This is a genomic window from Dietzia massiliensis (assembly GCF_018390595.1).
GTDB lineage: Bacteria > Actinomycetota > Actinomycetes > Mycobacteriales > Mycobacteriaceae > Dietzia > Dietzia massiliensis.
The window spans coordinates 1-13,831 of record NZ_JAHBAV010000038.1 but is presented as its reverse complement, the minus strand read 5'-3'; the positions used below and the strand labels follow the sequence as shown (position 1 = coordinate 13,831).

The following is a 13,831-nucleotide window of genomic DNA, read 5'->3' as shown; positions in this document are numbered from 1 at the left end:
GTCAGCGGACGGTGATGGCCGCGTCGCCGGCGGGGACGAGCTCGCCGATCACCGGAGCGCCCGGGATCTCGCCGGCCACCAGCAGGCCGCCGGAGGTCTGGGCGTCGGCGAGCAGCAGCAGTTCGTCCTCGCCCACCCCCGCGTCGAGGTGCGGACGCACCCAGTCGAGGTTGCGGCGCGTCCCGCCGCTGACGAACCCGTCGGCGAGCGCCTGGCGGGCGCCCTCGAGGTAGGGCACCGCGGCTGAGTCGATCACCGCCGAGACCCCGCTGGCCCGGGCCATCTTGTAGAGGTGGCCGAGCAGGCCGAACCCGGTGACGTCGGTCGCGCACTCGACCCCCGCGGCCAGCGCCTGCCGCGAGGCGACGTCGTTGAGGCGGGTCATCGTCTCGATCGCCTCGGCGCTCACCGCCCCGGTGTTCTTGTGCCGACTGTTGAGCACGCCGATCCCCAGCGGCTTGGTCAGCGACAGCGGCACCCCGGCGCGTCCGGCGTCGTTGCGCAGCAGCCGCTCGGGGTCGGCGGTGCCGGTGACGGCCATGCCGTACTTGGGCTCCGGGTCGTCGACGCTGTGCCCTCCGGCGACGTGGCACCCGGCGGCACCCGCGACGTCCTGGGCACCGCGCAGCACCTCGCCGGCCATCTCGTACGGCAGGACATCCATCGGCCAGCACAGCAGGTTGATGGCCACGATCGGGGTACCGCCCATGGCGTAGACATCGGATAACGCGTTGGCGGCCGCGATCCGGCCCCAGTCGTACGGGTCGTCGACGACGGGCGTGAAGAAGTCGGCCGTGCTGATCACCGCGACGCCGCCGGAGATCCGGACCGCCGCGGCGTCGTCGCCGTCGTCCAGACCCACGATGAGCTCGGCCGCCGGTCCCTGCACCGGGGCGCCGACGAGCCCGGAGACGACGTTCTCCAGGGCGCCGGGCGGGATCTTGCAGGCGCAACCGCCACCGTGGGCGTACGAGGTCAACCGGGCGGGGGACGAAGCGGTGTCGGTGGCCATGCCCCGACCCTAGCCACGCGAGCGGCCGGGTGGGTGACCACGAAAGCGGCCGGCGGGCACCCACGAGAGCGGCTGGTGGGCACCCACGCGCGAGGATCACCGGGCGCGTCCGCCGCGGAACGCCTACCCTCGTGGTGGCAGGGAGGCGTCCGGGCACCTGGTGGTCCCCGCGGTCTTCAAAACCGACGTGGCCGAGTATCTCGGTCAGGCGGGTTCGATTCCCGTCCGCCTCCGCCACAACCGTTCGTAAAGGGGAGCGACGATCGCCGAGCAGCCGCCCGCGGGGCCCACGCGGATCGCCGCCGACGATCCGCCCTCGGTGCCGGCCCCGGCGACCGCCGACGATCCGCGCCGCCGCATCCCGTCCACCGACGTCCTGCTCCGCGACCCGCGGCTCGCCGCCGCTGTCGCCGAGCTGGGGCGCGAGCTGGTCAAGGCCGAGATCCAGCGCGCGCAGCAGCGGGCCCGCTCGGGCGACCTCGACCCGGCGAGCATCGTCGACGCCGTCATCGCCGCCCTGCCCACCGCCGCGGTGACCCTGACCCGGGTCCTCAACGCCAGCGGCGTGCTCCTGCACACCAATCTCGGCCGGGCGCCGCTGTCGGAGGCCGCGGTACGGGCTCTCGCCGAGGCGGCGGGGACCAACGACGTGGAACTGGACCTGGCGACGGGACGCCGCGGCAGGCGGGGTCGCGGAGCGCTGGACGCCCTGCGCGCGGCGGTCCCGACGGCCGGGGACGTCCACGTGGTGAACAACGGTGCGGCCGCCCTCGCGCTGGCCGTGACGGCGCTGGGCGGCCCGGGCCGCACGGTCGTCATCGCGCGCGGCGAGATGGTCGAGATCGGCGACGGCTTCCGCCTGCCCGAGCTGCTCGAGTCCACGGGCACGCGCCTGCGGGAGGTCGGCACGACCAACCGCGTCAACGCCGAGGACTACGCCCGCGCCATCGACGACACCACCGCGTTCGTCCTCAAAGTGCATCCGTCGAACTTCGTGGTGAGCGGCTTCACCTCGTCCGTCCCGCCCGCCGACCTGCGTGATCTCGGCGTCCCGCTGGTCGTGGACATCGGCTCGGGCCTGCTGACGCCGCATCCCGCGCTCCCCGACGAGCCGGACATGACCACCACCCTCGCCGCGGGTGCGGACCTCGTCACCTCGAGCGGCGACAAGCTGCTCGGCGGGCCGCAGGCCGGGGTCCTGGCCGGCGACGCCGAGCTCGTCCACCGCCTGCGCCGCCACCCGCTCGCCCGCGCGCTGCGGGTCGACAAGCTCACCCTCGCGGCGCTCGAGGCGACGTTGCGGGGGCCGCGCCCGCCCGTCGTGGTGGGGCTCGAGGCCGACGCCGAGGAGCTCATGTCGCGCGCCGAGCGCATCGCCGGCCGTCTGCACGAGGCCGGGGTCGACGCGCGGACCGTGCGGTCGGTGGCGGCCGTCGGAGGCGGCGGTGCACCGGGCGTCGAACTCCCTAGCGCGGCCGTGTCCCTGCCGGAGTCCTTCGCCGACGCGCTGCGCGCCGGCCGCCCTGCCGTCCTGGGGCGGGTCACCGAGGGCCGGTGCCTCCTGGATCTGCGGGCGTTGCCTCCGGGGGACGACGACGAGCTCGCTGCGCTCGTGCTCCGCGCGGGGGCGCTCGCCTGATGTTCGTCGTGGCCACCGCCGGGCACGTCGACCACGGCAAGTCGACGCTCGTCCGCGCGCTGACGGGCGAGGAGCCGGACCGGTGGGACGAGGAACGGCGCCGCGGACTGACGATCGACCTCGGCTACGCCTCCACCACCCTCGACGACGGCCGGACCGTCGCGTTCGTCGACGTGCCCGGGCACCGGCGGTTCGTTCCGAACATGCTCGCCGGGGTGGGGCCGGTGCCGGCGGTGATGTTCGTCGTGGCGGCCGACGACGGCTGGATGCCGCAGTCCGCCGAGCACCTCGACGCGCTCGCGGCCCTGCGGGTGCGGCACGGGATCCTGGTGATCACCCGCAGCGACCTGCTGGAGCCGGAGCTCGCGTTGGCGGAGGCCCGCGAGGCGCTCGCCGGCACCCCGCTCGCCGACATCCCGGCCGTGTGCGTCTCCGCGGTCACCGGCGAGGGCATGGACCGACTGCGCGCCGAACTGGCCAGGCTCGGCTCGCTCCTGCCCCGGCCCGACCGCGACGCCGACGTGCGCCTGTGGGTGGACCGCTCGTTCACGATCGGCGGCGCAGGCACGGTCGTCACCGGGACCCTGCCCGCCGGCACGATCCGCGTGGGCGACTCGCTCGAACTCGGTCCGTCGGGTCCGCGCGTCACCGTGCGCGGCCTACAGTCGCTCGGGCACAAGCGGGACGAGGTGACCGCGGTGGCGCGGGTGGCCGTGAACCTCCGCGGGGTCGCCGCCGACGACGTCCCGCGGGGCAGCACCCTCGTCACACCGGGGCGGTGGCGGGCGGTCGACACCGTCGACGTGCGGGTCGACGGGCGGACCGACGCGCTGCCCGAGCAGGTCATGGTGCATCTCGGCTCGGCGGCGGTGGCCGCCCGCGTCCGGCCCCTCGACGAACGTCATGCGAGGGTGACACTCTCCGCGCCGCTGCCGATGCGGATCGGGGACCGGTTGATCCTGCGCGAGCCGGGCGCGGACCGGATCCCCTCGGGTGCCGTCGTCCTCGACCCCGCGCCGCCGGTGCTGCGTCGCCGCGGGGCCGCCCGCCGGCGGGCGGACGAGCTCGCGCAGGCGCCCGAGTCGCCGGAGTTGGAGTCGGAGCTGCGTCGACGGGGCGTCGCGCACGTCGACGACCTGCGGGCCTGGGACGTGTCCGCCCCACCCGTCGGTGGGGCGTACCGCGGGTGGCTCATCGACCCGGAGTGGGCGGCCGCCTTGGCCGGACGCCTGGTCGAGGCCGTCCGCGTGCACGATCGCGACGACCCCCTCGATCCCGGACTGCCCACGGAGGCCGCGCGTCGCGCCCTCGACCTGCCGGATGCCGCTCTTCTGGAGGCGGTGCTCGCGCAGCCCGCCGCCGCGTCGCTGCGGACGGAGGGCGGTCGGGTGACGGCCGGCGCGGCTGCGCTACCGGAGAAGGTCCGGTCCGCCGCGGAGCAGGTGGCCGAGCGGCTGCGGGCCGCCCCGTTCGACGCGCCCACCGCCGACGAGCTCGCCGAGCTGGGCCTCGGGCCGCGCGAGCTGGCCGCGTGCGAGCGCGCCGGACTGCTGACCGGGCTGGGTCCCGGCGTCTGGTTGGGCCCGGACGTCTACGACGAGGCGGTGTGCCGACTGCGCCAGCTGCCGCAGCCGTTCACCCCGAGCACGGCCCGGACCCACCTGGGCTCGTCGCGGCGTGTGGTGATGCCGCTGCTCGAGGCGCTCGCCGCGCGCGGGCTCACCCGCCGCGAGGGCGACGACGGCCACGTCGTCACCTGAACGGGTCGTCAGCGGGCGCGGTCGTCGCCCACCTGCTCCGCGTAGGCCTCGCCGCCGCCGCGGGCGTCGCGGCGCTCACGCTGGGGGACCACCACGTACTTCGGGTCCTCCGCCGAGGCCATGCCGGCGTGGAACACCGCCCACCGCGTGCACGCCGACCCGGCCGCCATCGCCAGCCCGGACACCGCGGACAGCAGCCGACTACGCCGACCGAGGACCGCGCCCACCGCGCCGGCGCCGGTGAGGATCTGCGCCGCCCGGTGGTACTTCCCGGCCCGGCCCTCGTGCAGAGGCTCCGCGGTGATGCCCATGGACCGCTGCATGATCTGGTCGGCGGTCAGTTCGAGAGCGGCGCCGCCCACTGCCAGCCGACGGGCGGGCTCGGTCTCCTCGAGCGGAGTGAGCAGCAGGCCCAGCCCGCCGGAGGCGGCCGCGGCACTGCCGACGAAGACGAACGGCAGCTCTCGGCGCGCCGCGCTCCAACTCGGCAGGGACGTGTCGGTGAGCAGCACCGCCGTATAGGAGGCGACCGCCGGGGCCACGAGCGCCGCGACGAGGCCGGCCGGCCGCGACGCCCGGCTGATGAGCTCGGTGGGCAGCCGCCGGGCGAGCTTCGCCGGCAGCAGCGGCACGATCTCCTCACCCAGCGCGAGCCCGGCGAACGGCCCGTACGCGGAGAGGATCCAGGTGCCCACGCTCATCGGCGAGGTGAGCTTGAGGACCCGCAGCATGTGGTGGAACCGCTCCGGACGTCCCAGGTCGTGGACCAGGTAGTACAGACTGCCGGTGATCCCGCCGAGTGCGACGATCCGCGCCGAGCGACGCTGATTGGGCAGCCCGGCCAGGTCCGCACCGGCCGCGAGGAGCGACGAGCCACCGGCCAGCCCGCCGAGGAAGAGATACGCCGCGATGTCGTACTTCCACGGCGGAGCCTTGACGATCGGCTTGCCGTAATACGAACGGAACTCCGCGGGGGGCACCACGAGTTGCTCGCGGCCCCCGCGGCCCTTCCGGCGGGTCCGGGCACGCTGCCCCGGCCCTGCGGGGAGGCCCGCCTTGTCGTCGTCGCCCATCAGGACCGTCCCCCCGCGGCGAACGCCGCCACGGCCCCGCCGAGCAGGGTCACCGCGGCGAGCGCGGCCTGGCGCCACATCGCGCCCACGTGCCGCGTCGTCACCACCGGATCCGGCGGCAAACCGTAGACCTCGGGGTCGTCGAGCAGGAGGAAGAACGCGCCCGTGCCGCCGACGCCGTTGCGGGAGTCGTGGCCGTACAGCTGGGCGTTGGGCTCGCCGGCCTCGACCAGCTGGTCCAGTCGACCGGCCGCCCGCTCGCGGAGCTCGTCGAGATCGCCGAACTGGATCGAGTCGGTGGGGCACGCCTTGGCGCACGCCGGGGTCTGCCCCTCGGTGAGCCGGTCATAGCAGAGCGTGCACTTCTGCGCGATCCCCACCGCCGGATCGCCCGCCGGACCCGAGCGCCGCTCGATCACGCCGTACGGGCACGCGCTCACGCAGTACCCGCACCCGTTGCAGATGTCGCTCTGCACCACGACCGTGCCGAACTCGGTGTGCATGAGCGCACCGGTCGGGCACACGTCCACGCACGCCGCGTGGGTGCAGTGCTTGCACACGTCCGACTCCATGAGCCAGCGGAAATCGGTGGGTTCCCCGGCGTCGGGGGAGTCACCGGGCAGGGTCGGCGCCGGCATGCCCAGGTCGACGGGCGCGCTCGGCGCCGGCGCGACGGACGCGCTCGCCACGCGCGCGGGCACCTCCTGCTCGATGAACGCGACGTGCCGCCACGTCGACGCCCCGAGGGCCTGGGTGTTGTCGTAACTCATGCCGGACAGCTCGATGCCGTCCTCGGGGATGAGGTTCCACTCCTTGCACGCCACCTCGCAGGCCTTGCACCCGATACACACGCTGGTGTCGGTGAAGAACCCCTTGCGCGGCGGCGGATCCGAGTAGCCGTTGTCCTCGGCCGGGTCGATGTCACCGAAGAAGGACCGTCCGAGGTCGGACAGGAAGGCGGACATGGCTTTAGCTCTCCGTTCCCGGTTCGGTGGGGACGCCGGCGCGGCGGCGGTACTCCTCGACGAACTCGAGTAGCGCGGGGCCACGCGGGCGGCGTCCCGCGACGATGTCACAGCTCGTCGCCTTGGTCGCGGGGATGGACACGTTGGGGTCGAGTTGCTGCGGCAACAGGTCGTTGGCCGGGTCGCCGATGCTCACGCCGTTGCCACCCCAGTGGTAGGGCAGCCCGATCTGGTGGAGGGTCCGGCCGTCGACCTGCAGCGGCGTCATCCGACGGGTCACCAGCACCCGGGCCTCGATCGCGGAACGGGCGGTCACGATCGTGGCCCACCCGCCGTTGACCAGTCCCCGCTCCCGCGCGAGCTCCGGGGAGATCTCGCAGAAGAACTCCGGCTGCAGCTCGGACAGGTACGCCAGCGTCCGGCTCATGGCCCCCGCCGTGTGGTGCTCGGTCAGGCGGTAGGTGGTGAAGACGAACGGGAACACGTCCGTCCCCGGATCCTCGTGACCCGGCTGCGTCTCGTTGTATCGACCCGGCCGGATCGACCGGGCGGGGTTGGCGTCCCGGCCCGGATAGATGGGGTTGGCCACGGGCGACTCGGGCGGCTCGTAGTGTGCGGGCAGCGGGCCGTCGGCGAGCCCGCGGGGAGCGTAGAGCCAGCCCATGCCGTCGTCCTGCATGATGAACGGCTGCGCGCCGCCGATGGCGTCCGGACCCACCGCCCCCGCGGGTGGGGTGTAGTCGGGAGACTTGTCGGCCTCGAAGTCGGGCACGTCGTCACCCACCCACCGGCCGGCGCCGTCGTTCGCATCCGGGTCCCAGTGGATCAGTGCCTTGCGCTCACTCCACGGCCGGCCCTCCGGGTCCGCCGAGGCACGGTTGTAGAGGATGCGTCGGTTGGCGGGCCAGGCCCAGCCCCACTCCGGGGCGACCGGGCCCTGCTCGTGCCGCGACGTGCGCCGCGCGGCCTGGTTCACGCCGTCGGCGTAGACGCCGCAGTAGATCCAGCAGCCGCACGCGGTCGAGCCGTCCGGCTTGAGCTGCGTGAACGCGGACAGCGGCTCGCCGTCGGGACCGCGGCCGTTGATCTCGGCGAGCACGGCCTCGGCGTCCGGCTCGTCCACCGTGCCGGGTTCCATGGGGTAGTCCCACGTCAGGTCCAGCAGCGGCCGGTCACGCGGATCGGTGGAGTCGGCCAGCTTCTCCTTGAGACGACGCCCGAGGTGGTAGTAGAACCACAGCTCGCTGCGCGCGTCTCCCGGCGGTTCGACGGCCTGGTGCCGCCACTGCAGGAGCCGCTGTGTGTTGGTGAACGTGCCCTTCTTCTCCACGTGGTTGGCGGCGGGGAAGAAGAACACCTCGGTGCCGATGTCCTCGGTGCGCATCTCGCCGGTCTCGATCTCCGGCCCGTTCTTCCAGAAGTCGGCCGACTCGATCATGACCAGGTCGCGGACGACCAGCCAGTCGAGGTTGGCCAACCCGGCGCGCTGCATCCGCCCGTTCGCGGTACCCACCGCCGGGTTCTCGCCCACCAGGAAGTACCCGCCGCCGCCCTCGTTGACCTGACGCTGCACGGTTGCGGTCGAGTCTGCCTTGCCCGTGAGCTTGGGCAGATAGCCGTAGGCGAAGTCGTTGTCCTCGGTGGCCGCGTCTCCCCACCACGCCTTGAGCAGGCTTACCATGTACGAGCGCATGTTGCCCCAGAAGCCCTGCGCCTCGTCGTCGGTGCCGATGTAGCTGTCCAGATCCGGCTGGCTGTGCGCGTCCGGAGTGGGCAGGTAGCCGGGCAGCAGGTCGAACAGGGTGGGGATGTCGGTCGAGCCCTGGATGCTCGCGTGCCCGCGCAGCGCCATGATGCCGCCGCCGGGCCGGCCGATGTTGCCGAGCAGCAACTGCAGGATCGCGGCCGTGCGGATGTACTGCACGCCCACGGTGTGCTGGGTCCAGCCGACCGCGTAGCAGAACGCCGACGTGCGTTCCCGCCCCGAGTTCTCGGTCAGCGCCCGGGCGACGCGGTGGAAGTCCTCCGTGGCGATGCCGCAGGTCCGTTCGACCATCTCGGGGGTGTAGCGGCTGAAGTGCCGCTTGAGGATCTGGAAGACGCACCGCGGGTGCTGGAGGGTCTCGTCCACGTTCGGGTCGGTGGTGGTCGCCGAGGCGCGGGCTCCGGCGGCGCCGGGGACCTCCGCGGGCTCGTCGTCCGAGTCGTCCTGACCCGAGCCGCTCTCGTGCGGCATGTCGTTGCCGCGACCCTCGTACTGCCACGACTCGAAGTCGTACGTCCGCTCCTCGATGTCGAAACCGGAGAACAGGCCCGCCAGATCCTCGGTGTCGAGGAACTCCTCGCCGATGATCGTCGACGCGTTGGTGTAGGCACGCACGTACTCGTGGAAGTAGGAGTCGGTGGTCAGGACGTGGTTGATCAGCCCGCCGAGGAACGCGATGTCCGAGCCGGCCCGGATCGGCACGTGCAGGTCCGCGAGGGCGCTGGTACGCGTGAACCGCGGGTCCACGTGGATGATGGTCGCGCCGCGCCGCTTGGCCTCCATGACCCACTGGAATCCCACGGGGTGGGCCTCTGCCATGTTGGAGCCCTGGATGACGATGCAGTCAGCGTTGGCCAGATCCTGCTGGTAGTTCGTGGCACCACCACGCCCGAATGAGGTTCCCAGACCGGGAACGGTGGAGGAGTGTCAAATTCTGGCCTGGTTCTCCACCTCGATGGCGCCGAGCGCCGTGTAGAGCTTCTTCATGAGGTAGTTCTCCTCATTGTCCAGCGTCGCCCCGCCGAGGCTGGCGAAGCCGCGGGTGCGCCGGACAGTGTCGCCCTTGTCGTCCGTGTCCTCCCAGAACTCTTCCCGCGAGGCCAGGACGCGCTCGGCGACCATGTCCATCGCCGTCTCGAGGTCCAGTTCCTCCCACTCGGTGGCGTACGGCTTGCGGTGGAGGACCGTGGTGATGCGCTCGGGGTTGGTGACGAGCTGCTTGCTCGCCGACCCCTTGGGGCACAGGCGGCCGCGCGAGATGGGACTGTCGTCATCCCCCTCGATCTGGACGACCTTGCCGTCGGAGACATAGACGTCCTGGGCGCATCCGACCGCGCAGAACGGGCAGACGCTCTTGACCACCTTGTCGGCCGTCTTAGTACGAGGGGTGATCTCCAGTGAGCGGCGCGAACGGGTCGCGCTACCGCGGCCGAGCAGGTCGGACCCGGCCAGCTGGCGCAACACGGGCCAGTTGAGCGGCGAGCCGTACCTCGCCAGCTCGGGCCTGGACCCCCGCGGCCGATCCGGCCCGGACTGCTGGTACTCCGACTCCGACATGCCACCTCCCGTACTCGCGTACGGGCCCCATGTAACGCGAGCCCCCCGGGCCCCGCAACCGAATCGACGTCGGCCCCGCCCGGTCGCGGGCGGGCGGGCGACCGATCCGTCACGCGGACGCCTCTGATCCGCATCATGGTGGGGTGGACGAGCAGACTCAGACCGATTCCGGGGCGTTCGCGACCGTAGGGCTCATGGCCGACCCCGGGGTGCCCCGCCGGATCGCGGTGGCGATCGCCGACGATCTCGCCGAGGACCTGGGCCGCGAACTGGGCGGACGCTGGCGGGTGGAGGTCGACCAGGAGACCCTCCCGCTCGGACCGGAGGGGGAGATCCGGCTCACCGAGCACGCCCCCCGCCTGCTGCAGCAGCACGGGTGGGACTTTGTGCTCTATCTGACGGACCTGGCGACCCACCCCGACGGCGTGCCGGTGTTGTACGACGTCAGCGGCTCGACCGCGGCCGCCCTGGTGTGTGTGCCGGTGCTGGGGGTCTTCCGCGTGCGGTCGAAGGTCCGCGAGTTGGCGCTCGGGCTGGTCCGTTCGGGGACCCACCGAGACGGACTGGGCGTGCCCGGCACCGACGACCTGCCCCCCGCCCGACAGCGGGGCGTCCTCAGCCGGGTGCGGCTGCTGGCGGGCATGGTGCACAACAACCGACCCACCCGGATGGTGACGACGCTGTCCGGTGTCGTGGCCGCCGGGGCGGGCTCCGGTGCCTTCGGCATCTTCTACGGCAGCATCGCTTCTCTCGCGGTGGAGCTGCACGCGCTCAGATTGCTGCTGATCAGCGTGATGGGGGTTCTCACGCTGGTCGCGTGGCTCATCCTGCGCAACGGGCTCTGGACCCGGCGGGACGACGAGTTCACCCCGGGCAACCGCCGAATGGACAACGCGGCCACGGTGCTGACCGTGGGGGTCGGCGTGGGCATCATGTTCGTCGCCCTCCTGGCGGCGATGTTCGTCCTGGCGCTCACAGTGATGGACGCTGACTACCTGGGGACGCAGCTCGACCGACCCGCGGTCCTGCTCGACTACGTCCACCTGGCGTGGTTGTCCAGCTGCCTGGGCGCCTTCGCCGGCGCCCTGGGATCGAACTTCGACGACGAGGACGCGGTGCGCGAGTCCACCTACAGCCTGCGGTGGCACGAGCGCCGCAAGATGTTCGACAGCTACCAGAGCCGTGAGGGCGACCCCGACGAGCAGCAGGAGCAGCAGCGGATCGAGCGCGAGCACGAGGACGACGACAACGACGACGACAACGACGACGACAACGACGACGCCCGCGGCCATGACACGCAGCATCACGGCGAGCGGAGCTACGGCGAGCGGAGCCGCGGCGAACAGGGCCACGGCGAACAGGGGCACGGGGAGCATCCGGGTGTCGACACGGCCGCCGGCGGCGAAAGCCGCGGAGAGGTCGACGACGACGGGGCCCCGGACCGCGGGGGCGTCATCGCGGACGGCGACTCCGAGTCCTCTCGGCAGGTGGAGGATGACCGGTCGAGAGGGTAGACAAGGGGCATGACCGCCGCACCCGCCGACCTCGCCCCCGTGAACGACGCCACCACGACCGCGCCGCCGCTGCCCCGCGCGTGTGGGCCGCTGTCCGACGCGGTGATCGGGGCGCTGTCGACCGGGCGCACGGGCGGCCTGCCGGCGGTGTCGGCCGACGTCGAGCCGCTGGGCCGCGACCTGCAGCTGACGCTCTACACGTTGTACGAGTTGCACTACCGGGGCTTCGATGGCGTCGATGCCGAACTCGAGTGGGACCCGGAGCTCCTGCGGATGCGTCGAGACCTCGAGCGGGTGTTCCTCGAGCACCTGCGCGGCGCGGTCGAGCCGGGCGACGACCCGGTGGCCGAGATGGACGCGATGTCGGTCGAGGCCACTTCCGGCACCGGCCCGTCGTGGTACTTCAAGGACGAGGGCACGTGGGATCAGATCCGCGAGTACTTCGCCCACCGCTCGCTGTACCACCTCAAGGAGGGTGACCCGCACGCGTTCGCGATCCCGCGGCTGCAGGGTCAGGCCAAGGCGTCGTTCGTAGCCGTCGAGTTCGACGAGTTCGGCGGTGGCCGCGGCGATCGCGTTCACCAACAACTGTGGGCGGACCTCATGAGCGCGGCCGGACTGGACCCGTCGTATCTCGGCTACATCGACCGGGTGAGCGCCGAGACGCTGTCGACGGTGAACCTCATGTCGATGTTCGGCCTGCACCGGTCGCTGCGCGGCGCCGCGATCGGACACTTCGCGGCGATCGAGATCACCTCGTCGCCGGGATCCGCGCGGCTGGTGGCGGGTCTGCGCCGGATGGACGCCCCCGAGGAGTGTGTGCACTTCTACGCTGAGCACGTCGAGGCCGACGCGGTCCACGAGCAGGTCATGCGCCACGACGTGGTGGGCGACCTGGTCGGACGGGAGCCCGAGCTGGCCGCCGACATCGTGTTCGGGATGCGGGCGCTGGACTACCTCGACGACCTCGCGGCCGAGAAGATGCTCGCGGCGTGGAAGCGCGGCGAGTCCTCGCTCCTGCCCTGACGCGTCTCGCGCCCCCGCCCCACCGTGCGAGGCGGCGGGGCCGACGTAGCCACCGCCCCACATCCGCTACTCCGCTCCGCCAAGCCCGGAATCCGCTACTCCCGCTCCTGATCCGCTACTCCCACAGGAGTAGCGGATCCCCACTCGGAGTAGCGGATTGCTGGTCCGGCGGGCGGGCCCTGCGCGCTGGCGGGTGACCGGCGGTCAGCCTTGCGCGTCGTCCGTGTCGGTGGGGCGCACCTTGCGGCGGTGGCTGGTGTCGCACAGCGGGTAGTTCTTGCTGCGCCGGCACGCGCACACCGCCACCATGAAGCGGTCCGAGCACACCCGGTGCCCGTCGGGCGTGGTCATGTCGACCGGCCCCTCGACGAGGATCGGACCGCCCGGCACGATCCGCACGCGCCGGGCGTCGCGCGTGCCGCGCTCAGCTGCGGTCAACGCGGATCACCACCAATTCCTCCTCGCGCCGTCCGGGCTCGAGCAGACCGGCGGCCTCGAGGCGCTCGGCGTACGAGGTCATGACGGGCCCGAAGTCGACGGTGCGCGTGGCGATCGGCCGCGCGGTGAACCCGACCTCCTTCATCCTGCGGACGGTCTCCGGCGGGTCGGAGAACTCCGAGTGCACGATGAGCATGGTCCCGCCGGGTGCGAGCAGGTCGGGGGCGAGCTCGCAGAGCTGGTCGAGCACGACCCGCCCGTTGGCGCCCGCGTCCCACGCGCGGTTAGGGCCGGTGCCCTCGAGCGGGGCGTCGGAGGGGACGTACGGCGGGTTGGACACCACCACGTCGAAGGGCCCGGCGTAGCGGGCGTCGGCCAGCGTGCCGAGGCGGACGTCGACGTCGACGCCCGCCCGCTCCGCGTTGCTGGACGCGCAGGCGACGGCGGCGGGGGAGATGTCGTAGGCGACCACCTCGCGGGCGCCCTTGAGCGCGGCCTCGATGGCGAGGATGCCACTGCCCGTACAGATGTCGAGCACGCGCTTACCGGCGACCACGTCGCAGTCCTCGAGTGCGTCGCAGAGCAGCCAGGAATCGTCTTGCGGCGCGTACACGCCGTCGTCGACCTCGATATGGGCGAACCGGGTCTGGGTCATCGGGGCCTCCGGTTGAGCAGGGGGTCGGATGTTGCCCAGTCAATCTGTGAAGGCCGGCGCCTGCAACCGATGTGACCGCGCGAGACGGAGCTGTTACTGCCAGTAGAGGCCGCCGGGCACGTCCGCGCCGCCGGTGAGTCGGCAGGTCAGGACGGTGTCGTCGGCGCCGGTCACGGCGAGGCCCTCCTGTGCGCACGGCCCGCCGGGGCGTGGCTGGCCGGCGGCCTCCGCGAGCCCGCCCCCGCCCTCGCCGGCGTCGGGCACGGAGCCGGCGCGGGGCAGCCACAACGGGCCGGCGCCGCGGGGGTCCTCGGTGCAGAACAGCGCGGATCCGTCCTCGGCCTGGGCGACCTCGCCGAGCATCTGGCACGGCCCGCCGGCGGCGACGTCGAGCACCTCGTCGTCGTCGACCCCCACGTCCCCCACG

Annotated in this window: 11 protein-coding genes and 1 tRNA gene; 5 read left to right on the top strand and 7 right to left on the bottom strand. The window is 72.7% G+C overall.

The genetic code is table 11. The features are described 5' to 3' along the window. Position 1 precedes the first annotated feature (1 nt). On the bottom strand, positions 2 to 1,012 hold the full coding sequence (gene selD, locus KHA85_RS11215; protein ID WP_213185847.1) for a selenide, water dikinase SelD: 1,011 nt from the start codon (positions 1,010 to 1,012) through the stop codon (positions 2 to 4). Between the two features lie 141 nt (positions 1,013 to 1,153). Here selD and KHA85_RS11210 point away from each other — a divergent pair. The 3 genes from KHA85_RS11210 to selB all read left to right on the top strand — a co-directional run bounded on the left by KHA85_RS11210 (position 1,154) and on the right by selB (position 4,411). Further along, positions 1,154 to 1,249, top strand: a tRNA-Sec gene (locus tag KHA85_RS11210). Between the two features lie 139 nt (positions 1,250 to 1,388). Further along, complete coding sequence (selA, locus tag KHA85_RS11205) at positions 1,389 to 2,651, top strand: L-seryl-tRNA(Sec) selenium transferase (RefSeq protein WP_236885549.1); 1,263 nt, start codon at positions 1,389 to 1,391, stop codon at positions 2,649 to 2,651. After that, the gene (gene selB, locus KHA85_RS11200; protein WP_213185846.1) at positions 2,651 to 4,411 is read left to right on the top strand and encodes a selenocysteine-specific translation elongation factor; all 1,761 of its coding nucleotides are present in this window, start codon (positions 2,651 to 2,653) and stop codon (positions 4,409 to 4,411) included. Before selA ends, selB begins: the two co-directional genes overlap by 1 nt. Before the next feature lie 8 nt (positions 4,412 to 4,419). Here the strand turns inward: selB and nrfD are convergent, their stop codons facing one another. From nrfD to fdh, 3 genes are read right to left on the bottom strand one after another with little or no spacing between them, the layout of a single operon-like run. Next, positions 4,420 to 5,484: an NrfD/PsrC family molybdoenzyme membrane anchor subunit gene (gene nrfD, locus KHA85_RS11195; RefSeq protein WP_213185845.1), complete on the bottom strand. Its 1,065-nt coding sequence runs from the start codon at positions 5,482 to 5,484 to the stop codon at positions 4,420 to 4,422. Further along, positions 5,484 to 6,449 (bottom strand): 4Fe-4S dicluster domain-containing protein, encoded by a 966-nt coding sequence (locus KHA85_RS11190; protein WP_061229624.1) that lies wholly within the window; start codon positions 6,447 to 6,449, stop codon positions 5,484 to 5,486. Before KHA85_RS11190 ends, nrfD begins: the two co-directional genes overlap by 1 nt. Positions 6,450 to 6,453: 4 nt before the next feature. Then, positions 6,454 to 9,711, bottom strand: coding sequence for a formate dehydrogenase (gene fdh, locus KHA85_RS11185; RefSeq protein ID WP_236885548.1), 3,258 nt, complete (start codon positions 9,709 to 9,711; stop codon positions 6,454 to 6,456). Positions 9,712 to 9,914: 203 nt separating this feature from the next. On the opposite strand from fdh, the gene KHA85_RS11175 reads away from it, so the two are divergent. After that, positions 9,915 to 11,285, top strand: a complete 1,371-nt coding sequence (locus KHA85_RS11175; protein ID WP_213185843.1) for a hypothetical protein — start codon at positions 9,915 to 9,917, stop codon at positions 11,283 to 11,285. A gap of 9 nt (positions 11,286 to 11,294) precedes the next feature. Then, positions 11,295 to 12,311, top strand: coding sequence for an iron-containing redox enzyme family protein (locus KHA85_RS11170; RefSeq protein WP_106385287.1), 1,017 nt, complete (start codon positions 11,295 to 11,297; stop codon positions 12,309 to 12,311). 204 nt (positions 12,312 to 12,515) lie between these two features. On the opposite strand, the gene KHA85_RS11165 is transcribed toward KHA85_RS11170, so the two are convergent. From KHA85_RS11165 to KHA85_RS11155, 3 genes are all read right to left on the bottom strand, one after another. Beyond that, positions 12,516 to 12,749: a CDGSH iron-sulfur domain-containing protein gene (locus KHA85_RS11165; RefSeq protein ID WP_213185842.1), complete on the bottom strand. Its 234-nt coding sequence runs from the start codon at positions 12,747 to 12,749 to the stop codon at positions 12,516 to 12,518. Next, positions 12,736 to 13,404 (bottom strand): HemK2/MTQ2 family protein methyltransferase, encoded by a 669-nt coding sequence (locus tag KHA85_RS11160; RefSeq protein ID WP_213185841.1) that lies wholly within the window; start codon positions 13,402 to 13,404, stop codon positions 12,736 to 12,738. Before KHA85_RS11160 ends, KHA85_RS11165 begins: the two co-directional genes overlap by 14 nt. Before the next feature lie 93 nt (positions 13,405 to 13,497). Next, positions 13,498 to 13,831, bottom strand: a 334-nt coding sequence (locus KHA85_RS11155) for a hypothetical protein (RefSeq protein WP_213185840.1), incomplete at its 5' end; no start/stop codon positions are given.

Bases quoted from the DNA above. Each gene is read 5' to 3' on its own strand.
- selD (WP_213185847.1), bottom strand. From the start codon at position 1,012: ATGGCCACCGACACCGCTTCGTCCCCCGCCCGGTTGACCTCGTACGCC.
- selB (WP_213185846.1), top strand. From the start codon at position 2,651: ATGTTCGTCGTGGCCACCGCCGGGCACGTCGACCACGGCAAGTCGACG.
- nrfD (WP_213185845.1), bottom strand. From the start codon at position 5,484: ATGGGCGACGACGACAAGGCGGGCCTCCCCGCAGGGCCGGGGCAGCGT.
- KHA85_RS11190 (WP_061229624.1), bottom strand. From the start codon at position 6,449: ATGTCCGCCTTCCTGTCCGACCTCGGACGGTCCTTCTTCGGTGACATC.
- KHA85_RS11170 (WP_106385287.1), top strand. From the start codon at position 11,295: ATGACCGCCGCACCCGCCGACCTCGCCCCCGTGAACGACGCCACCACG.
- KHA85_RS11160 (WP_213185841.1), bottom strand. From the start codon at position 13,404: ATGACCCAGACCCGGTTCGCCCATATCGAGGTCGACGACGGCGTGTAC.